Below are 21927 nucleotides of genomic sequence, written 5' to 3' on the forward strand. Positions count from 1 at the left end.
GTAATTGTTCAACTCGTAATTAACTACGCTTTGCGTTCATTCGTAATTCGTAATTGTTCAACTCGTAATTAACTACGCTTTGCGTTCATTCGTAATTGTTCAACTCGTAATTAACTACGCTTTGCGTTTATTCGTAATTCGTAATTGTTCAACTCGTAATTAACTACGCTTTGCGTTCATTCGTAATTCGTAATTGTTCAACTCGTAATTAACTACGCTTTGCGTTCATTCGTAATTCGTAATTGTTCAACTCGTAATTAACTACGCTTTGCGCTTATTCGTAATTCCCTCATTCGTAATTAAAAACTCATCATCGATTATTTATCGACTTAAACTCCCCCCATATTCATTTTGGCGCGCAATTGTGCCAAATCATCATTGATAGAAGAACTTTGCTCCAGGGCTTTAAATTCATCATCCAACCCTCCACTCTCATCGGCAAGTTCTACCATGGCTTCGGCTTCTGCTTCGGCTTTGAGTATGCGTTCTTCAAACTTATCAAATCGGGCAAAATTATTGTCCATGTCAAACCCTCCCAATTGCTTGGCAAGTTGCTGTTGGGTTTTAGCCATTTGGCTACGTGCCAACAAGGTGCTTTCCTTCATGCGGGCTTCTTTGAGTTTAGACTTGAGCGCATCTACCTGGTTACGCAACGACTTGGTGGCTGCCGAAGCATTTTTTAGCATTTTCTGATACTCATTGGCTTGTCTTGTAAGCGTGGCTTTTTGCATCAACGCCTGACGTGCCAGGCTTTCGTTGCCACTCTGTAGTGCCATCATTGCCTTGCGTTCCCAATTTTGCGCTTTATTTGCCAGTCCCTTATATTTTCGCTCCAATTGTTTTTCGCTTGCCAGGGCTTTCGCCAAAGCAGTTGTCGACTTAGCCACCCCTTCTTCCATCTCTATAACCATCTGTTTAATCATCTTTTCAGGGTCTTCGGCTTTATCAAATAAGTCGTTGATATAAGCTCGAATAATATCGGCAATCCGTTTAAAAATGCTCATAAGTAAAAGTAAGTTTTGTAAGGTAAGTAATACGAGGATCCATAATACAAAAATATTGCAGGTGGGAAAAACTTTAGTCATAAAATAGTTGAGATTTGCTTGGCATTACTGTAACTTATGGTCAAGCATTCTACTCAAATATTTATGAAAATCTACCTTTATATTCTATCACTAAGTGTAAGCCTGTTTGCTTGTGCTTCTTCTTCTCAAACCAACAATAAGCAAGTGACTGTAACCCTTGTCCCTGAAAAAACCACCTATGCTGTAGGCGAAGATATTCGCCTCAAGATGGTAGTAAAAAACAATACTAACAAGCCTTATAAGTTTTGCAAATGGCATACACCTTTTGAAGGCCTTCGCAGCAATTGTCTCAGTGTGAGCGGAGTAGACTATCAGGGCATTATGGCAAAACGTAGCACCCCCGAAGCTGACGATTACCAAACCTTGTCCAGTGGCAAATCTACTGAAGTAAGTTTTTCCCTGGGCAAAGATTACCCTATTACCAAAGCAGGCACTTATCACATTCAATTTAAAGGGAGCGACATTAACCAATTGCCTGGTTCGGCTGGGATAAACATCACAGTGAAGTAAATAAATGAAAAAAAGCCCACTCAAGAACTCCTCAAGTGGGCTTTTTTTATGCTGATAACAGGCGTTTTTAACGCTTGTTGCGAAACAAATCGCGGATGTTGCCCCGCACTGAGCCACCGTGGGTACTTAGCTGGGTAGACAAATACTGACGAAACTCGGCGGCGCTCAGGTTGTTAGTACCCTTAGACACCGTCTGTAATACACAGTAGTTTCTAAATTTTTCTATCCAAGCCCCAGTTACCTCCACTTTTTCGGCAAGTTCGTTTACTTTGATGGCAGGGTCAAGGTCAAATATCTCGCGCTTGATAAACAGGTGTTCCCACAAACGGCGACGGGTAAATTCGTCGGGGTCGCTGTAACGGATTTGCGTGTCAAAACGACGAGAGAAGGCTTCATCCAAATCTACTCCTTTGTTGGTAGACAAAAAGATCATGCCTTCGTATTCTTCAAATTTATACAACAAATAGCTCACCTCTTGGTTGGCGTAGCGGTCTTGCGCCGAACTGGTACTGGTTCGTTTACCAAACAGGGCGTCTGCCTCGTCGAAAAACAACACCCAATCTTTATTGGCAGCTTGTAAAAACAACATCTCCAGTTTTTTGGAGGTTTCACCTACGTATTTATCTACAATATTCGAGATGTTGATCCGATACAAAGGCTTACCAGTGGCTTTGCCCAATAACGCAAGGGTCATGGTTTTACCCGTGCCAGGAGGTCCATACAACAGCACTCTATAGCCCTTCATTGCTTTGTCGCCTACTATGCTACGCACGTTGTCGTAGTTTTTTACCCATTGCCGCGCCTGTTCTACCATCTCACCTTCGCGCTCATTCAAAAACAAGTCGTCCCAGGTTTTGTCGGTGGTGAGCACCGTGGCAGGGAAAGACTCGTTGTATTGGGGTACATAGTCTTTGCCCCTTACCAGGCGATCAATGTATTCGTCCGACAAAATCAACTGGCTGCCCAAAGGGGGCTCGTTGCCCATGGTACGTGATAAAGACAAAATGCCTTGCCTAAACAAGTAGTGTTGGGGGTTGATCACGGCTTGTACCAAGGCTCTTTTCCTCAAGTCATTGCCCGCCAATATGTGCATGGCTGTTTCGCCAGTAGGCAAAAAACCTTTAAAATTACTGGAGTTATGAATGCCGCCAAACTCTACCACATCACGACCAAGATCGTCTTGTACTCTGAAGTAATCCAACAACCCAGGACGCAGGTAAGGACACATTGCTAACAATAATATAATCCGCTCGGCATATTGTATAAATCGAAGCGTGCCTTCTGTTACGTGAAAATCGTTGAGGATAATGTTATCCGGCGTACGGGCAAAAACTTCTTCAAGTAATGCCGCATAACGTGAGGGTCTGAAATCTATCGGGTTGATGGGTGGAGCGGAAACACTGCTTACCAACGCTTCAAAATTAAAGACGGTTTCATCATTTCTAAAGAGGGTATCCCGTACTTTCAATACCCCATCTAGCCACTCTAACTCCTGATGTAATGCCAACCAATGATTGTCTCGGTTTACATAAAGTTTATCTATATCCATTCAATATGTTAATGGTAGTTTTTTGCTGATTTAATGAGAAAAATGCCTGGTTTCACCTCTTTTCTGAAGGGCTTTTAGGCATTGTATTATAAATGCATCTGCTAAAAAAGACAAAATTTCGTATTTCCACAATTCTTTGCTCTACCAAGTGCCAAAACACGTAAGGTTTTCTGCCATTTTTTGCATAAGTGCTCATTTTCAAGGCTTTTGTATCTTTTTTGTAAGTAGTAGGAAACACGCCTATGGCTTTTCAACAAAGTTGTAGATAGAATATGTAAGATTATAGTATCTTAGCGCGTCATAAATAATCAAGTAGGTCATTACCAAATTTAACCAATAAATCATTTATATGATAGGTGGAATTTTTTCAAAAATACTGGCTGGCTCAGTTGTAGGCTACATTACCAATTACCTGGCAATTCAAATGCTCTTTCAAGAGTATTTTAAGGTGAAAATATCTAAAAAGAAAAAGTTTAGCCTTGGAGGAGTAGTAGTGAAAGAAAGGGCGGAGTTTGAAAGTCAGATAAGCAAACTTGTCGAGAGCGATGTTATTCACCACCAAGCACTTGAGCGTGAGCTTCAAAAAAATGGCTTTACTGAAACCCTCCACAACATTCTCAACGATTTGTTTTCTGACAAACTGATTGCACAGGTTCCACCTGGGTTTACCGTAGCAGATATTCCATACATCGACCAGTCATTTGCCAACCTAAGCCAAACAATGGTTACGGGCTTATCTACTCCTCTCGAAAACGTATTGCTGCATAGTGTAGGGCACTTGCCACTGGGACAAATTTTGTCGGGCAAACAAAGCCAGCATGTCGCAGGGGCACTCACTCAAGTTATTCAGGAGTTTGTTGACGAGGAAACTAATTATGTAGATGACTTTATTCTGGAACTGATGCAGGATATTCAGCAAAAAAGTGTGCTGGATTTTATTAGCGAAAAAGACTTCCAAACTCTTACAGGCAATGGCAACGCCATTTTTAGCGATTTGCATGAAGTGCTCAAACACAACTATGCAGATAGCATAGATCAAATCGTTCAGCAATCGTTGCGTACCCTCAATATACCTCAGCTCATAGAAACCATCAGTAAACAAGTGGGCAATAAAAAGCTCTATGACTTGTTGGGCGAAACCCGGATAGAGCACTTGCCTAAGGTGTTGGTGGCCGAAGTAGAGAAAATATTTGATAATGATGTAGGGCAAGATATCATAGAAAGTATACTTAAATTTTTGCTCAACACTCTGGAAAAAGAGTCCTCTACTATTCTCGATTTGCTGTCGGGCAACCTTAAAATAAGTGTGGAGAATTTTCTTGCCACCAAACTGCCCAACATCATTGCCAAGCTCGTTCCCTGGCTTAAAGAAAAAAAAGGCAAACTCAGTGAAATTATTCAGCAAAGTTTCCAAAAAAACACCTCGGCGCTCAAAAAACTATTGGTCAATATTTTTGTGGGCAATGTGGGCAACTATGTGGGGGTTGAGCAAAAGATTATTGACATTATTGAAAAGCAGGAGCCAGAAAAAATAGCCAGCCAAGCCTCTGAGTACCTCATTAATTATTTGCAAAAAACCACCATTGGCGACATCATCAAGAGCATTAACCAGGAAAGAATGCTTGATACGGTGATTCCGCTTATTCAAGACAGTTTACTCAAAGTAATCAGAAACCTAAAAGTAGACTCCCTCAAAGAGTTGTTTGACCGAAAGCTCAACAGCTTTGTATCAGAAGCAGATATTAAGAAAAACCTGGAGAAGTTTATCCAAAACCTGATAGACAAGAACCTGAAAAGCCAATGGTTGTACAGTGACAAAGTAAGCACATTTGCACAAAGCAATTTAGAAACGCTTATAAATAAACTGGCCAAACAACCGCTAGGTAATGTGCTCAAAGGAGAGCAATTGGGCAAGTATACCAAAGAAGTAAGAGGGGTACTGAGCACCATTCTTCAGAAAAGCCACCCTCAATTGCAAAAAGTGATCAATGAAGCCATTGTCAATTATGCCGATGAACGCTCGCTGGATGCTTTGGTAAGGGTAGAGCAAAACAAACAATTGCATCAGTGGATGCTGGGCATGATAGGTAACCTGCTCCAAGAACAAACCCAACACCTTAAACAAGATAAGTTACGCCATTACATTCAACAGTTGGGGAGCATCAAATCGCTCGACCAACAACTCTCAGGGTATTTGCAAAGTTATCTGAGTGGCAACCTAAGCGAGCTGATGGAAGGACGGGTAGAAGATTTGGTAAAACATAACCTTGCCAACCTGCCTGACAATAAGCTCAAAGGAATGATCTACAAGGCGCTGGGTAAAGAACTCAAACCTATTAGTTATTTTGGAGCCTTGCTGGGGGCAGTTACTGGTGGGCTGCTCAACTTTTTGCCTACAGTAGGTCAGTCAGCCGCCAAAATAGTTGTGCCAGCTACAGCTTACGGGGCTACAGGTTGGGGCACCAACTGGCTTGCCATTAAAATGATATTCAGACCTTACCAGCCAGTAAAAATTCCTTTTATAAAGCGTCGTTTACCGTTTACTCCTGGGGTAGTGGCAAAAAACAAAGCTCGCTTTGCCGAAAGTATGGGGCGTTTTATTGGAGATAGCCTGCTCAATCAGGATACTCTTAAGGGCAATTTTGCCAAAAATCAGGAAATCATAGAGCGCCGTTTTTTGGCAATGCTAGGTAAGAACCGTTATGTTTTTCTGGAAAAGTTAATCCAAAGCAACGAACAGGGAATTGCGCAAAATGTAGGGGACAAACTGTATGACTACCTGCTTTCGCAGGAAGAAAGCATTACCAGTGGCATTGGGCAGGTGATTAGCCAATACAAAGATTGGAAACTGACCGAACTGGATACTACTGGCATAGAAGACCGTCTGGTGCAATACCTCAACCGAGACAGTTTTCAACATTCATTGGAAAGCCTGATAGAACGACGCATAGACAAGACTCGAATAAGCAACCCTACGCTGGGAGAAATGCTTCCTCAAAACATCAATGATCACCTGGAGAAGTTTCTGCAACAACTCATAGAACAACAATTTGGTCAACTCAGTGGCAAACTCACTGTAGCTAAAGTGCTAGAATTGGTAAACCTGCCCCAATTGGGCGGCAAACTCAATGAACTGCTCGCCAAAGACTTACATACCTTACTGGGGGAATCGCAAACTCAAAAATTAAAAGATCAAATTTTTGGTTTTATTAAGAAAAAGCTACAAAGCCCTCAGCTCAAGGACTGGGCGTTTGCATTGATCAATGAAAAAATAATTGCAGAGTTTAACGATGAAGTTCAAATCAAAGACTTACTGGGTGGTAAGCTCATTCAGTTACTGGAAAACAACCTGAATAATATATTAAAACAAATTATTCATGTAGGGCTCGATTGGCTCAAAGAAAACAAAGACGATATAGCCGATAAAGTGTACGAAGATGCTTATGCGCAAAACTCGCTCGCCTGGACTTATAAGGGCTCGATCAAAGGATCGGCCAGTAACCTGATTGAAGAAGGAATTCCTGATTTTTTTGAGAACGAATTTGACAGTATTCACGAAATTATTCACGAAGAAATAGTCACGCTGGGCTCTATCCGCATTGCTGACATACAACACGATGTAGGACTGGATACCGACAATCTAAAACAGAGAATAGACCTTGTACTCAACGATTCGTTGTTGCTGTTTAGAATCAAGCAATTGCTTGACATTGTATTGGAGGAAAGAATTTTTAAAATACCAATCAATCAATTTCTCAATGCCAATGCCGCCCAGTTGGTGGGCTACTCTCAGTCGGTGGTTTTGCCAGAACTCAACCTGGTACTCGGCTTTATAAAAATGCAATTACAAAACCCTCAGAACATTTCGGCTATAGCCAGCCCGTTAAGTATGTTATTGGGGCAAATTATTCGTCGCAGATTATTGCCCACTCCTCTTAACAACTTGCTTAAGGGGCTAGATAACGACACCTTTGATGTGTTGAACGAAAGGGTGGCAAAGTTTCTGATCCAATCTCCTGGTTTTCAGAATCACCAACGTATTTTAATTGAAAAAATGGTGGCTCGTGCCAAAACCAAATCTTTGGGTGACATGCTCGACCTTGGAGTGTTTAAAGATGACATTTCGGCGGCATTACACCAGCTTTTGCACGATCCTAAAAGTAAGGAAGTGATTATAAAAGAACTGGAAAACTTTATTGAACAAAATTTAACCAAGATTACCCAAAGCATTGCTACACCTACCAAAGAGTACCTGGTAAAAACACTGACCAAGTCTATTTTCACCTCACTGGAAAACAATATCAGTGAATTGATCAATTCGGTAGATTTTAAAAAAATAGTAGTTACTGAGATTGAAAACATGCACCCCCAACAGTTAGAAAAACTATTTTATGGTTTTGCTGGTAAGTACTTCAAATACTTGATTGGCTATGGTTTTGGCTTTGGTATTATTTTCGGGCTTGCCATTGACTTTGGCTTAGTAGAGTTGCTAAAACTATTGGGAGCAGGGTAATTGGATCTAATAAAAAAGCGCTACCTCAGGGCTCTTCACCTTGCTGTAGCGCTTTATTTTATCAGGGTATTATCTTTTGTTAAGAAGTAGCCATATTGCTTTCCATACCTTTGTTAGATGATTTTTTCATTTCTTTTTTTTCTGCTTTTTCTTTCATTTTTTCCTTCTTTGCTGCGGCAATCTCTTGCTTACTCAACTTTTTTTGTACTCTTTTTTTTATGCGGCGACGGATACGTTTCTCTAAACGCATATTGATGCGCGTTTCAAGGTACCTGATCAAAAACACAAATCCCAAGGCAAAACACCCATTGATCAACAGTCGGAACAAGGCCACTCCTCCGGCGTATTCCTGCAAAATAGGGTTAAGTAATAATAACAAAAACTGGAATGTAAGAAATAAGGCGATAAAAATCATTTTACGCATCATGTGAGGCGGTATGGCCACATCGCCTACGAAAAATAACCCACCAAAAAGTAAGATAAAAAACGCTGAAATACCCAGGTATTGAAGGTTATTGCGTTGCTCTTGTTTTTTCTTGGCTATGCGTTGTTGCTCTTGTGCCTTATGGTTTGCCTCTAACTTTGCCAACTCGGCAAGACTTTGTTCTTTGGCTATACTATCTTTAATGTTGGCGTACTTTTCTTGATACTCATAGGCAAGGTCAAACTCTTTGGTGGTTTTGTGTACCTTTGCCAATATATGGTAAGATTCTTTAACGTCTTCTTTTTGATTATATTTTTGAGCTAACATCAACCCATGGTTGGCAAATGTAATGGCTTGCTCGTTTTGGTTTTCCTTTTGATACAAGCTTGCCAGGTCGTTTACCAGGTCAATGGTTTTGCGCTCCATGTCGAGCTTGGCGTATAGCTGGTAAGACTTGATGTAGTAGTCAATGGCTTGACCAAAGTTTTCTTTTTGCTCATAACAGTCTCCAATCAATCGAAAACATACTGCCTGATCTACCTCTTTGCCAGTGTCTTCTACCATAGCCAATGCCTGAAACAAATCACGCAATGCTTTGCGGTATTCACCATGACGCATGTTAATCACGCTCAGATTTCTCAAACCTACCGCCAAGCCTTCTGCATAACTCAACTTTCGGGAAATACTCAACAAGCGGGTAATATAATCCTCTGCCTGTTTGTCTTTTTCTTTGTCTTTAAAGAGTAGGTACTCATGTGCCAAACCATTCAACACATCCACCTCTGTTGAGTCTTTTACAGTTGGTAACTTTTGGAGCAGACTATCAATTTTTGCTTTATTTTGGGCGCTTAATTGTGCTATACTTAGTGTAATTATAGTAAGTATGAATATTATCTTTTTCATCAAATTAAAGAATTTGCCATTATGTGTAGTTTGTTGGGTTACAAACAGGCAAAAAAAACGCCAGAGATAGAGTAAGAGCACTAAAACTCAGGTAAACAGTGTAAGTTATTTGATAAAAACTAATATTTGTATTTTATAAAGAAAGAAAGGCACACGATCATCTGTATAAAATGCTATGAAACAAGAAGTTAGCAAATAGGTGTGAAAACAGGTAAATTCGAACGCTGCACTATTAATTGAGAAGCTTTACTCAAAAAACAGATAAAAAAGGTATACAAAGGAGTGACAATACATTACACAAGCAAAAGAGGGGTAAAAATTAATTGTGTGCAAAAGTAAAGTTATAAGAAAAAAACAGCAGGAGTGTTAACGGACAAAGCCAGGTACTTTTTAGGTAGTTCCCGGCTTTGCCTTTATTAGTTTACCAGTTGTGTGTTCAACTGTTGTTCATCTTTGGCAAATACCAAAGAAATAGTGTCTTGAAATTTGTCGCCAAATTGAGTGATGCACCAGGCTTTCAGCTCTAAACATTCTTCACTAGTCATTAACCCAATGGCTTTCCTAAGCTCTTTTTCAAATAATATTTGATCAAAGCTCATTTTATGTAGAATAAATTTGGTGTACTGAAGCATAAGAATACGCTGTTTAATAAGTTAAGGTCGAAAACAATTTAATTTTTAATTGATGTAGTATAGCTGTGTGTTTATATCACTAAAACACGCGTTTTTATTACGTCAAATGCAGGCGCAAAGTTTTGCATAATTCGAAGTCTGACTTGAACTAAAACACTTAAAAACTGCTAACTAACTCATAATCAAGGAGAAAATTATTTTTAAATTTATGTTATTTCTCACACCTTTTTTTTCTTTGTTTTAAGTCTTTATTCTTCCCTATATTTCTATATAGGTAATAATACTAGCATCCAAAGAAAACAACTCAGTACAACTTGACGCTACAAAAAACGGGTTAAACGGATTTAACCTGATGGTATATCAACCCTAGTAGTTCTATCAACACTTTGTGTTCTGGCAAAGGGTTGTTACTGGAGCGTACCTCTACTTGTTGTACTTTGAATGTATGCCGTTTTTCACTCGAGGCAAACTGAACCTTGATGTTTTCGGCAGGTGTTTCTATACTATGAGGCACCAATTGATAAGCTTGAGTTGGCAAGCTTAACTGTACTTTGTACAACAACTTATACTTGGTTTTGGTTTTATATTTTATTTTGCCGCGCGGATTTACCTTGCGAATATTACGCACGCGCACTATTCTCAATACCTGCAATTGCATGACGGCTCCATCAGCAAGCTTACCCATTGCCTCAAATACAGGCATCTCGTAAAACTCACTACTAATCACATGTCTTGGCGCTTGGGGGTCGGGTTGGTCTACTTTGTACTGGCTCAATTTCCAATGAACAGTATTAAAGTGTAAGCTAAGCAGGTGCTGTGAGGGAAGCTCTTCTTTGAACAAGACCAACATGGGGTATAAAAATTTCTCATAGGTGGCAGCAATCTTTGACTCTGCAGCCCGTATTTTTTTGAGCAAAGGAGCATACTTCTTATAAGCAGCCACACGTACTCCAGCTTCTTTGAGTACTTCTTTTTTTTGCACCATCTTTACTAAGGCATAAGCTGTTCCTGCCAGCAATATAACTCCAACATAGGCAAACAAAGGCCATGAAAGCGAATAAAGCCCCGTGTGCTCTACAACTGCCCAAAGAATAGAAATAACCAATACTGCCTGCCAAAAAGCATTCCTGATCAATTGTTTGGCAGACATTGGCTTCTCTAAGAAACGATTGCTATTTACCTGACGCGCTTCATATTTGTAAGCAATCATTTGCTGTACTATATCAAGCCATTCGCTGCTGTTTTTTTTACCTGTGAGCAATTCCTGGCTAATGGCACTCTGCACATCGTCTGGCAAATGAGTATATTGATCATGCAGGTTCTCAATCAGGTCATACTTAGCCTGTAGGTCAGTAGAGAGTAAAGAAGAAGACATCATTTTATGCTTAAGTTTTGATTAGCTCAAATAATATGGCTCATCACAGATAAGTAATATTCAATGCCTTTCGGCCACTTATCTGGTGTCAGCTATATTTTTTATTGGTTTGACCTGATGCTTGATAATACGCAACAGCCGTTTAAAAAAGTCTATATCTGGAATGTAGTATAGTTCCTGATCTATTTCAAAATCGCCAAAATAATAATAACGTTGGAGCTTGGTTACAGTACTTGCCTTTATATCGAGTATGTGGGTATCGTCTCCATCTACGTAAGATAATAAAAACGCATTGTCGCGGGCTCTCAGGTCAAGCACGGTTTTATCTGCATTGTCTACCATTAAGTTACTTGACTTGTGGGCATGTTTAGAAGCAAGGTCATAACGGTTTTTACGCAGCAACACCTGCAAATGATAAGATATGCGCATAGTACCTTTCCATATTTCCTCGTCTTGGTCATCTTCTACAAATACCCTCCTGATGTAACGGCGGTTGCGAATCATGTCTTCGATATTAAAATTCAAATAGCTGCCATCCTTGAGCTTGGCGTGAATATTCATCAAAGGGTAATTATAAAACTCTGAATTTTCGTATACATAGCTTTCGGGAGCATCATACGCTTCGTTAGAGGGTTCATCTTCGCGCTCGGTACGGTGGCTTGCCTGTTTTTTTGGTCCCAGGTTTACATGTAGCTCCAACTTGTCGTGGCTGTTCATCATAGTGGCCAGTTCACGAATCAAAGGCAAGATAAATTTACGAAAGTGATTGGGCAAATCAGAGTAGTCAAACAAGAGATGGGCGTACTTTCCTGCCATGGCTCTTTGCTTTGCTTCTTTTTTTAAAACTTTTTTGCCCACAGGCAATAAAAAATACGCAAAAACCAACAAACAATACAAGGGCAACACCATTGCCACCCACGCCCACAACTGGAAAGCCAACACAAATACCCCTGCTACTACCCCACCAATCATCAACAAAGCATCACGCGAGGGAATAGGACGGTCTATTTTAAACTGACGGGCTTCGTCTGCCATCGCATCGTACTGCACAATTTTCGCGATCAAATCAATCCATTCGTTAGGTGTATGGCTCCCTTCAATGGCTTGGTCGTCAATAATTTTCCGTTGCTCATGGCTGAGTTGTTTATATATTTTTTCGGTGCGGGCAATTGCTTGATAGGCAATCATTGTATTCAAAACCTGTGCATTCATGTTTAGTAACGTGTTCAAAATAAGTTTCTGTTTTTTAGGGCAAATACGCACGACTGACTGAGACATTTTTTGCGAGCGTAGCAGCGCTACGGGCAATAAAAATAACGAAAGGCAGTAAAGCGGATTTATTCTAAACCGGACAGTTATTGCGAACACGTTACTTAAATCAATCCTCGGTACTGCGTCTTTACTAACACTATGTGAGACTGTCAAAGACTACACCACTATACGTGAATAAAACGCGCTTAGTTCCTGGCGTTTCTGTTGCCAGGTAAAATGTGCCTTGATGTGTGCTTTGCCTGCCTCGCTCATTTGTTGGCGCAGGTGGGGATAATCGAGCAAAATACGCATGGCTCTAGCCAGCTCAGCGGGGCGGTCTGCACGCACCAACTTGCCCAGTGATGCATCAGAGATAATCTCTTTCACTACCGGAAGGTCAGAAGCCACCACTGGGGTGCCCACTGCCATAGACTCTAGTATTTTTAAAGGGCAACAACCTTGCTCAAGGTTGCGTGAGCACTCTTTGAGTGGTGCCAACGAAAACTCTGCCCCGTGTACCCAGTCGTATAGTGTGCGTTTGGGTAACTGATACTGCCATATTACCCGGTTGGTGAGCCCTAGTTTTTCTACAATTTTATGGTAAAATCTGGCTTTTTTTTGTTTGGTCGACGCACACACAACCAAACTCAAATCGTCATAGTCGGCAAGGTATACCATTGCCTTGAGCAATACATCAAACCCCTGCCAGGGCTGCAAAGCACCAAAATAAATAACATACCTACCCTTGGGGGGATGAACTGGTTTGCCAAAGGTGTTGGGAACTTCTGCTCCATTGGTAATCACGGTAATTTTTTTTTGGGCTACCCCAAGGTTTATCAAATTATTTTTGATCACCTCAGAGGGGGTAATGACAAAGTCGGCTTGTTGGTAGCAAAGTTGTTCAAGATTTTTCATCTTTTCTAATGTACGCGCCGATAAAGCTGGATAGCGATAGGGCAACTCTATAGAAGGTAAGCCATTGACCTCATATACTGTTTGATAGCTCCGATTTTGGTGCTGTTTGTGCATCAGTACAGGCACTCCGCTCCAGTGGTCTCTAAAATGGCATATTTCCAGCCGAGGTTGTGTCTCCAGCAAATCGTATAAGTGTTGGCTATAGGCTTGGCCTCTTACCAGGTAGTTGGGTATTTGCTCCGAAAACCGGGTAATTTCTACATTGCCTTCTTGCTGGTAGTCCAACAGTTTTTCGTTGCCTACTACCGACAACCACCCTCCCTCCTTCCAGTCAAACAGGGTTTGAGCATTGTGGTAAATATGAGTGGCTGCTCCTTTTGCTGAAGGGTACACATCGAACGCAGCATATAAGGCTTTGTGGGTTTGTTGTAATATCATATTTGTGTGCAACAAGTGGCGCGCTACAAATAGCAAGTGATATAAAAGCATTTTGAACAAAATGCCCCTATCTTATAGCTTAAAATTGATGGTCTGTCGCGCTATTAAAATTCAATTTGAAAAAACTTCGTCAAGCTCTCAAAATTTATAATAACTTTGCTCATAATCAACGATTAGTCTTGAATTGTTTTGCTGATTTAAAATAATATTTATGCATAAGTTTTTTTTAATGGCTGGCGCCTTGCTTGGCGGGCTTTCGGTAGCAATAGGTGCTTTTGGGGCACATGCTTTAAAAAAAGTATTAGAACAAAACAACTATACAGAAGTATTTGAAACTGGAGTACGTTACCAATTTTTTCACGCAGTGGCGCTTTGCATAGTAGGCATACTTATTTTGCAAATGCCCCACAAATATTTAACCTATGCAGGATACTCATTTATCATAGGTACAGTTATTTTTTCGGGTACCTTGTATGTACTCTCGCTTACGGGCATCCGTTGGTTGGGTGCTATTACCCCATTAGGTGGCACTGCTTTTATTATTGGCTGGGTATTTTTGTTTTTAGCGGTTTGGAACGCTAAATAAACCAACGTTCAGTATCATGTGCTACCAGCCCCTTCTTTTTATCTACTACACCGAAAAAAGAGGGGCTAATCTTTTTTTTCAAACTTTCTTCTTCTCTCACTTTATCTTTTCCACGATATTTGCGTGACAATATAGAAATCAACCTTTTTTTATAAAAAACCATTGTCATGCCGTTGCTTTCTATCCAGTTTATACGCCAGCAAATCAACAATGCGTCTTTTCTTGCCCAATACCCTGCCGACTTTAAAAAAGCCTATTTCTTTTTTTTATTAATGATGAACACCGGAGGTCTGATGTGGGGTATATTATGCCTTCTATTTGGTTTTTACCTGATTTCTATCATTCCCTTTGGGTATATTGTATTCAGCTTTGTTAACCTGCAGTATTTACTACAACGCGAAAATTTTGTACGATGTCGTTCTGTACAAGTGCTGTTTAGTTTGTTATTGCCTTTTTTGTTTCAATGGCTGTTGGGCGGGTTCAATGCTACTGGTGTGGTTATGCTTTGGTCGATGCTTACCCTTATTGCCTTGCTTACTTTCTCAAAGGCTCAAGAGGGCAATGGTTGGTGGGCATTGTTTATTATGTTATTGGTAGGCTCGGCAATGGCTGATGGCTACTTGGCTGAGTTTACTCCTGCTCCCCTCAAAGTTGCCCAGGTACAACGAATATTACTCACCATTAATATTGGCATGATTGCTTCTATTACTTTTTTTCTATTCAAGTTTTTTATCAAAAGTGATCGCCACACCAAGTTGATGAACCAACAACTGGCACAACAAAAACATGATTTGTCGGAACGCCACTTTGAGATAGAACAACAAAACGAAGAGATATTAAGCATTAATGACGAACTGCAGCGTCAAACCATTGAAATAGAACAGAAACGGGTGGCTATGATGGGGAGTATCAACTATGCCAAAAACATTCAAAAGGCTTTGCACTCTTCTTCTAAAGGTTTACGGCAAGTGCTCCCTGAGTCGTTTGTCCTTAACCAACCTAAAGATATTGTCAGCGGTGATTTTTTTTGGTTTACCCAAACAGAAGCCAAGCCTATATATCAAGAAATAAGTACCTTTGATGGTATACAAAGGGTTTTTCAAGGGTTTGAAAACGAAAAAATTCTTATTGCAGCCATTGACTGCACTGGGCACGGGGTGCCAGGGGCTTTCATGACGGTAATGGGTAAGGTATTTATAGACGAGATTGTACTACAACACCACCTGACCGACCCTGCCAAAATACTCACTACTCTCGACAAAAAAATTGTACATGCCCTTACCAGCAATACCAGCCTAAACGACGGTATGGACATGTCACTCATGATGCTCGACCAAGATGACCATACACTGGTCTTTTCGGGCGCAAAAAACCCGCTCTGGTACGTAAGAAACGGCATCATGCATCAGGTGTCGGGATCTAAGTTTCCTATTGGTAGTGGGCAATACAAATATGGTAAGAGTTTTGAGAACACTTACATTACAACTCAGCCCGGCGATGTATTTTACATTTTTTCGGATGGGTTTCAAGACCAGTTTGGTGGCAGAGAAGACAAAAAGTATATGAAAAGGCGTTTTAGGGAATTATTGCTTAGCATAAGTTCGTTGCCGCTGACCGAACAAAAACAATTGCTCAAGCAAGAGCTCAAAGCCTGGCGAAAGAACAACTACCAAACAGATGATGTGTTGGTGGTAGGAGTCAAGGTTTGAGCATTTTTTGGGTTGAATGATGCCAGGCAAAAACTTCGTAGAAGCGCACTTCTGTACCCTATACCAAACAAGCACGCATAAAAATATCAATCAAAAGGAAAAACAAGTTTTTCAACTCTTAGAATATTTTACAAATCATTTGTATTTTTGTTTGAATGCTTCTTGCGCACTACTTAAAAATTAACAAAAAACATGGCGGTTTTTCTTTACCCAAAACTTCATCAAAAGCACTGAATGCTATTTCAACAATTTGTCAATAAGTTTAATGACGAAGATTTTCTTCGGCAGTTCCCTCGTAGCTTTAAATATGCTTTTCACATATTTACTGGTATTACTATGTTTGGAGCCTCGCTATGGGTAGGATTGAGCATTGCTTATGGTTTATACAATGTAGCTATTATTCCTGCAGGTTTTATGGTAGCAACACTGCTTAGCATGTGGTACTTGTATGCTTCACAAAACTTTAAGGTGGTTCGATTTATTCAAATCCTTACCAGCATGACACTGCCTTTTGTGTACCAGTGGACATTGGGTGGGTACATGGCTACAGGCGCGGTTATGTTGTGGTCGTTTATACCACTGTTTGGGCTTTTATCATTTACCCATATAGAGCGCGCCAATTACTGGATCGTCTGGTTTATACTATTGCTGGTAGCCAGCGCTTTTATCGATCATCAGGTGCAAATACGCACCCCACAAATACTACAGAGCCACATCAACCAGAAATTTTTCTTTACAATCAATGCAGGTATTATAGCAGTCATTACTTTTTTTATGATACGTGCCTATATTGTAGTAAATATCAAACGCCGAAAGGTCAACCGTTTGTTGAAAAACCAAAGATCAGAGTTGATTGCCAAGAATCATGAGATTAAGCAAAAAAACGAAGCCATACGCTTACAGCAAGCAGAACTTTCTGACCTGAGTCATTTCAAAGACAAGTTGTTGTCTATCATTTCGCACGACCTCAAAAGTCCACTCAATACACTACAAGGCACGCTTACCTTATTGGGAGCAGGAGCCATTACTCCTGAAGAACTTCAGGTGCTTACCCTGGAATTACGCGATAAAATGCAAGCCACCCGCTACCTCATGGAAAACATTTTGCAATGGGCTATGATGCAAATGGAAAAGGTAAAGTTTACTCCCGAATTACTTAATTTACACGATATAACCGCAGATACCCTTAAGGTACTGACTGCTACACAAAATAAAAATATTGGATTGTATAACGATGTTCCTGCCGAAACAAAGGTGTTTGCTGATGCACACATGGTAGCGTTGGTGATCAGAAACCTGAGTGCTAATGCTATTAAGTTTACCCAACAAGATGGTGAGGTGAGGGTAACTGCTCAAGCAATAGATAAAGGCTATGTTGAGGTGGCTATCCAAGACAATGGTGTAGGTATTCCGCCTGATGCGTTGCCCTATTTGTTTGACAGCACCCATACTTATACTACTGAGGGGACTGACGACGAAAAAGGTACGGGATTGGGATTGTTGCTTTGCCAAGAGTTTGTGGAGAAGAACCAAGGAAAAATATGGGCGCAAAGTACTCAAGGCAAAGGCACTACTTTTAAATTTACCCTGCCACGCAAAGCACCTGTTTTGGAGAGTCAAAAATAGGTTTCAGTTTGGAGGCGACCTTTCCATCATTTATTCCTGAGAAGCTGAAAAAGACGATTTAAATAATAAATGATCCTTCACCTGTGTTCCCCCTTTAAACACCCGCTACATGCCTCAGGTTATACAAATCATAACCTGAAGTATCACATAATAAGCATAATAGTGTAGTCAATAGATTTTTAATAAAATAGCGTTTTATCCCTGCCAGACCTCGAAAAGCCTGGCAGGGATAGGCAAGTAGGCTTTTAAAACACTTGATGCAAATATTAAATTTCAATTGCCTATGCTAACGGGCTTATTATGAACATTTTAGTTATACTTGTAGTTCTGGATATGCATTGACATTCCAGTAATAATGACTACTTATACACCAAACCTTTTACATATATAACATGAGAAAATTTTACCTAGTAGCTTGCTTCCTGTGGGGGTTAGCCAGTGTTATTCAGGCACAAACCCAAACTATATTTGCTACTCAGCCCGCCATTAGTCCAGACGGCAATCAAGTAGCATTTTCGTTTCAGGGAGATATATGGGTAATGGCTGCTAATGGTGGGGTTGCCCGCCGCCTCACGATTCACCGAGGGTACGATGCCAACCCTATATGGAGCCCTGACGGCAAACACATTGCTTTTAGTAGCAACCGGGCGAGCAATTACGATGTTTTTACCATTCCAGCCAACGGAGGAGCTACCAAACGCCTTACTTACCACAGCAGCGGCGACCAAGCCACTTGCTGGACAGCTCAAAACGAGGTTTTGTTTACTTCGCGGGTCAGGGCTTATCGCCAAATTGCTTATGAACGTGAAATACACAAAGTAAGTGCTGAAGGGGGTACTCCGCAAAGAATGCTGGATGCTCAAGGGTACATGCCGACCCAATCACCTAATGGCAAACTCATTGCCTTTGTACGTGGTACTTGTGGCACTGTACGCGAAGCCTACCGGGGCCCTGCCAACAGAAATGTGTGGATATATAACAACGAGACTAAACAATATACCCAGCTGACCAACGACCCATCGAATGAGTTTCAACCAGCTTGGAGCGATGATAATACTTTGTATTATATAAGTGCCAAAAGTGGTAAGTATAATATTTATCAACAAAAACTCAAGGCAGATGGCACTGCCAACGGTAATGCACGTCAAATTACCCGATATACCAACGATGGCATACGCTATTTTGGCGTAAGCCGTAACAATCAATTGATATTTGAGCGCCAGATAAATTTGTATACAATGAACGCCAATGAAAGAAAGGCTAAAAAACTGACCATACAGGCAACCCATGACTATAGATTTGACCAGGTTACCCACCAGACTTACCGCAATGGGGTGGCTGATTATAAGGTAGCACCCAATGGCAAATATGTGGCAGTAGAAATTAGGGGTGAAATATTTATAAAACCTACTGCTAAAGACAAGCGCAAAGCGGTGAATTTGTCTGCCCATGCTTTTCGTGATGAATCACCTGAATGGCTCAATGACTCTACCCTGGTTTTTATCTCTGACCGTAACGGGCAACGAGACTTATACTTGGTGCGATCGATAGACAAAAAACAAAATAACCTGTATAAAACACTTAAAACCAAAGTGATACAACTTACCCAAACCAAGACAGAGGAGTTTGCACCTACACTATCGCCCAATGGCAAAAAAATAGCTTATCGACGAGGCAGAGGCGAACTGGTGGTAGCTAGTATATCGGCAACAGGCAAACTTAGCAATGAAAAAGTATTGGTAAAAGGTTGGGCAACTCCAGGAGGAATCGCCTGGAGTCCTGATAGTCGTTGGTTGTCTTACTCACTTACTGACCTTAATTTTAATCAAGAAATATACATTCAGGCTGCCGACAATAGCCAGCCAGGGGTAAATATAAGTATGCATCCTCGTGGCGATTACGGTGCAGTATGGAGTCCGGATGGGTCGAAACTGGCGTTTATGTCTAACCGTATCAATGACTATGATGTATGGTTTGTGTGGTTGAACCGGGCAGATTGGGAAAAATCAAAATCAGACCACGAAGAAGGTGGGTACTATGATGACCCTGACAAGAAAAAGAGCAAGCCCAAAAAGAATGCTCCGGTAAACATCGATTTTGAAAATATCCATCATCGGGTAGCCAGGGTTACCGCACTACCTGGCGATGAAGGCGGCTTGGCTATTGGCAATAAAGGGCACACTTTTTACTTTACAGCAACCAACCCCATAGCTCGTAACCATCAATATGATTTGTATCAGGTAAAATGGGATGGCTCCCAAACAAAAATGCTTACCCAAAGGGGCAAAAACCCTTATGGATTATTGCTATCGCCGAAAGGCAAAAAGCTGCACTTTTTGGCAAACGGTGTGTTGCAACAAACGTTGCTCAAGACAAAAAAAACAACTGCTCTCCCTCATGAAGCCAAAATGATGATTGACCATCACCAAGAGAGAATACAAATGTTTGAAGAAGGTTGGCGTGCGCTCCAGGCTGGTTTCTATGACCCTGATTTTCACGGACAAAACTTTGTTGCTTTGCGCAAAAAATACAAACCTTGGGCTTTGGCAGCTTCTACTACGCAAGACTTCCGGATGATATTTAACCGTATGCTGGGGCAACTCAACGCCAGTCACATGGGTTTGTATGGTTCTAACCCTGAAACCATTCAACGAGAACGGACTGGTTTGTTGGGGGCTGAAGTGGTACCAGTAACCACAGGAGTAAAAATAGCACATGTGATTAGGCATGCCCCCGCCGACAAAATCCGTAGCAAACTCAATGAAGGTGAGATCATTACCAAAGTAAACGGGCAGGAGGTCAATGATAAGGTTAACTTTTACTCGTTGTTAACCAACACCCAAAATGAACGGGTGATGTTGACGGTACAAGGAAAAAATGGCATCCGTGAGGTCATCATTCGCCCCATAAAAAGCCTCTCTAGTCTTTTGTATGAAGAGTGGGTAAATAACCAGAAAGCTTTGGTAAAAAAGTATTCTGGGGGACGTTTGGGCTATATCCATATCCGGGGAATGAATATGCCAAGTTTTGAGCGGTTTGAACGCGAACTGATGGCAAGTGGTTATGGCAAAGAAGGTATTGTGATTGATGTACGTTTTAACGGGGGGGGTTGGACTACCGACTACTTGATGGCGGTACTCAATGTGCGCCAACACGCCTATACCATTCCACGTGGGGCAGTAAAAAGCTTACAAAAAGAGCATAAAAAATACCGCAACTATTACCCGTTTAGCGAGCGCTTACCTTTGTCATCCTGGGTGAAGCCTTCGGTAGCCTTGTGCAACGAAAACAGCTACTCAAATGCCGAAATATTTTCGCATGCTTATAAACACCTGGGCATAGGTAAACTAGTAGGCACGCCTACTTTTGGGGCAGTTATCTCTACTGGCAGCCATCGTTTGATAGATGGCTCGCGGGTACGGATGCCGTTTAGAGCCTGGTATGTAAAAGCTACCGAAAAAAACATGGAACTGGGACCCGCCGTGCCTGACTTTGTATTAGATAATGTACCAGATAACCGGGCTAAAAAAGAAGATGCTCAGCTGAAAAAAGCGGTAGAAGTATTGCTCAAGCAAATAGACACAAAAAAATAAGGTGTGCAAAACCGCTCAGGTTCAGCACTTGGGCGGTTTTTATTTTGTTCAATGCTTTGAGACATTTAACCCATCCGAAAATTGGGCGTTCTTTAATGTATCGCTGTGGGCTGTTTTGTGCTTTGCCCCTGGCAAATGGGTGGAGTGTGAGTGGATATCAAAAAATATATACCCAATCACTAATAACACCACGATAAAATTGGCAATAACTGCCACATTTTGTTGTGTTTGGTACTGTATACCTGCCCAAAAACCCATAGTAGAGGCGGTGGTACGGCGGTAGTATACTTTCTTTATTTTTTTGCGTTGTTTTTGGTTTCTTCGCCTAAAAAACTCCTGCAAAGTAATGGGCGTGTGATGCATACACTCTGATGGGTGGGTTTTGTGATGGGCGCATAACCCAGCGTACCAAATCAAATCATTGTTTTTTGGGTTCAGGGCTCTGATCTCTTTCTTGCTTTTTACCTTTACCCAGTCATCATAGTTGTTGGCTGTTTTCATTAGGTCAAGTCTTAATAATTACCTCAAATGTTGATTTATTGGGCACAAAAACTTTGCCTTGGCTGCCAAAAATAATTCTAAGTTTTCGGGTAATTGTTCAAACAATTGTAAGAGCTTGTTTAAAATTCATTAATCAGGTTCCCGAATCAAGTTCGGCTCGCAGCTCCGAGCTTGTTCTCGGAGGACTGTGAGCTTTTACGAGATTTTCCTGATTATATATTATCAAATTTAGCCGTTGGTAGAGCCCCGAAACAAGTTCGGTTCACAACCCCGAACTTGATTCGGGGGATTTATAAACTCGGCACAGCAAAGCTGTA

General features: G+C 41.1%; 15 protein-coding genes. 6 read left to right on the forward strand and 9 right to left on the reverse strand.

Translation table 11 applies throughout. The features are described from left to right. Positions 1–329 precede the first annotated feature (329 nt). Entirely contained in the window at positions 330–1004 is a 675-nt protein-coding gene (locus Q0954_RS25290) for a PspA/IM30 family protein (RefSeq protein WP_299461738.1), read from the reverse strand. A gap of 144 nt (positions 1005–1148) precedes the next feature. On the opposite strand from Q0954_RS25290, the gene Q0954_RS25295 reads away from it, so the two are divergent. Then, on the forward strand, positions 1149–1595 hold the full coding sequence (locus tag Q0954_RS25295) for a hypothetical protein (RefSeq protein ID WP_299461740.1): 447 nt from the start codon (positions 1149–1151) through the stop codon (positions 1593–1595). A gap of 67 nt (positions 1596–1662) precedes the next feature. Here the strand turns inward: Q0954_RS25295 and Q0954_RS25300 are convergent, their stop codons facing one another. Then, positions 1663–3144 carry an ATP-binding protein gene (locus Q0954_RS25300; protein ID WP_299461742.1) on the reverse strand — a complete coding sequence of 494 codons (1482 nt, stop codon included), beginning with the start codon at positions 3142–3144 and terminating at the stop codon, positions 1663–1665. A 349-nt stretch (positions 3145–3493) separates the two neighbouring features. Between Q0954_RS25300 and Q0954_RS25305 the strand changes: the two genes are divergently transcribed. Further along, positions 3494–7657, forward strand: a complete 4164-nt coding sequence (locus Q0954_RS25305) for a DUF445 family protein (protein ID WP_299461744.1) — start codon at positions 3494–3496, stop codon at positions 7655–7657. Positions 7658–7736: 79 nt separating this feature from the next. Here the strand turns inward: Q0954_RS25305 and Q0954_RS25310 are convergent, their stop codons facing one another. From Q0954_RS25310 to Q0954_RS25330, 5 genes are all read right to left on the reverse strand, one after another. After that, positions 7737–8984 carry a tetratricopeptide repeat protein gene (locus Q0954_RS25310; RefSeq protein WP_299461746.1) on the reverse strand — a complete coding sequence of 416 codons (1248 nt, stop codon included), beginning with the start codon at positions 8982–8984 and terminating at the stop codon, positions 7737–7739. A gap of 416 nt (positions 8985–9400) precedes the next feature. Continuing rightward, positions 9401–9616 (reverse strand): hypothetical protein, encoded by a 216-nt coding sequence (locus Q0954_RS25315; protein WP_299461748.1) that lies wholly within the window; start codon positions 9614–9616, stop codon positions 9401–9403. A 334-nt stretch (positions 9617–9950) separates the two neighbouring features. Continuing rightward, complete coding sequence (locus Q0954_RS25320; RefSeq protein ID WP_299461750.1) at positions 9951–10994, reverse strand: hypothetical protein; 1044 nt, start codon at positions 10992–10994, stop codon at positions 9951–9953. A gap of 75 nt (positions 10995–11069) precedes the next feature. Next, on the reverse strand, positions 11070–12221 hold the full coding sequence (locus tag Q0954_RS25325) for a hypothetical protein (protein WP_299461752.1): 1152 nt from the start codon (positions 12219–12221) through the stop codon (positions 11070–11072). 198 nt (positions 12222–12419) lie between these two features. Next, positions 12420–13595: a glycosyltransferase family 4 protein gene (locus Q0954_RS25330; protein ID WP_299461754.1), complete on the reverse strand. Its 1176-nt coding sequence runs from the start codon at positions 13593–13595 to the stop codon at positions 12420–12422. 211 nt (positions 13596–13806) lie between these two features. Here Q0954_RS25330 and Q0954_RS25335 point away from each other — a divergent pair, with 211 nt between their 5' ends. Continuing rightward, the gene (locus Q0954_RS25335; RefSeq protein WP_299461756.1) at positions 13807–14181 is read left to right on the forward strand and encodes a DUF423 domain-containing protein; all 375 of its coding nucleotides are present in this window, start codon (positions 13807–13809) and stop codon (positions 14179–14181) included. Here the strand turns inward: Q0954_RS25335 and Q0954_RS25340 are convergent. Further along, positions 14174–14344 (reverse strand): hypothetical protein, encoded by a 171-nt coding sequence (locus Q0954_RS25340; protein ID WP_299461758.1) that lies wholly within the window; start codon positions 14342–14344, stop codon positions 14174–14176. The two genes, Q0954_RS25335 and Q0954_RS25340, sit on opposite strands and share 8 nt — an antisense overlap. A 4-nt stretch (positions 14345–14348) precedes the next feature. On the opposite strand from Q0954_RS25340, the gene Q0954_RS25345 reads away from it, so the two are divergent. The 3 genes from Q0954_RS25345 (at position 14349) to Q0954_RS25355 (ending at position 21109) form a co-directional block, all read left to right on the forward strand. Beyond that, positions 14349–15890: a SpoIIE family protein phosphatase gene (locus Q0954_RS25345; protein ID WP_299461760.1), complete on the forward strand. Its 1542-nt coding sequence runs from the start codon at positions 14349–14351 to the stop codon at positions 15888–15890. 234 nt (positions 15891–16124) lie between these two features. Further along, complete coding sequence (locus Q0954_RS25350; RefSeq protein ID WP_299461762.1) at positions 16125–17516, forward strand: sensor histidine kinase KdpD; 1392 nt, start codon at positions 16125–16127, stop codon at positions 17514–17516. Between the two features lie 392 nt (positions 17517–17908). Beyond that, on the forward strand, positions 17909–21109 hold the full coding sequence (locus Q0954_RS25355; protein ID WP_299461764.1) for a S41 family peptidase: 3201 nt from the start codon (positions 17909–17911) through the stop codon (positions 21107–21109). A gap of 48 nt (positions 21110–21157) precedes the next feature. Here the strand turns inward: Q0954_RS25355 and Q0954_RS25360 are convergent, their stop codons facing one another. After that, complete coding sequence (locus Q0954_RS25360; RefSeq protein WP_299461766.1) at positions 21158–21610, reverse strand: hypothetical protein; 453 nt, start codon at positions 21608–21610, stop codon at positions 21158–21160. Between the last annotated feature and the right edge of the window lie 317 nt (positions 21611–21927).

Origin of the sequence: uncultured Microscilla sp., from assembly GCF_947493425.1 — a bacterium.
GTDB lineage: Bacteria > Bacteroidota > Bacteroidia > Cytophagales > Microscillaceae > Microscilla.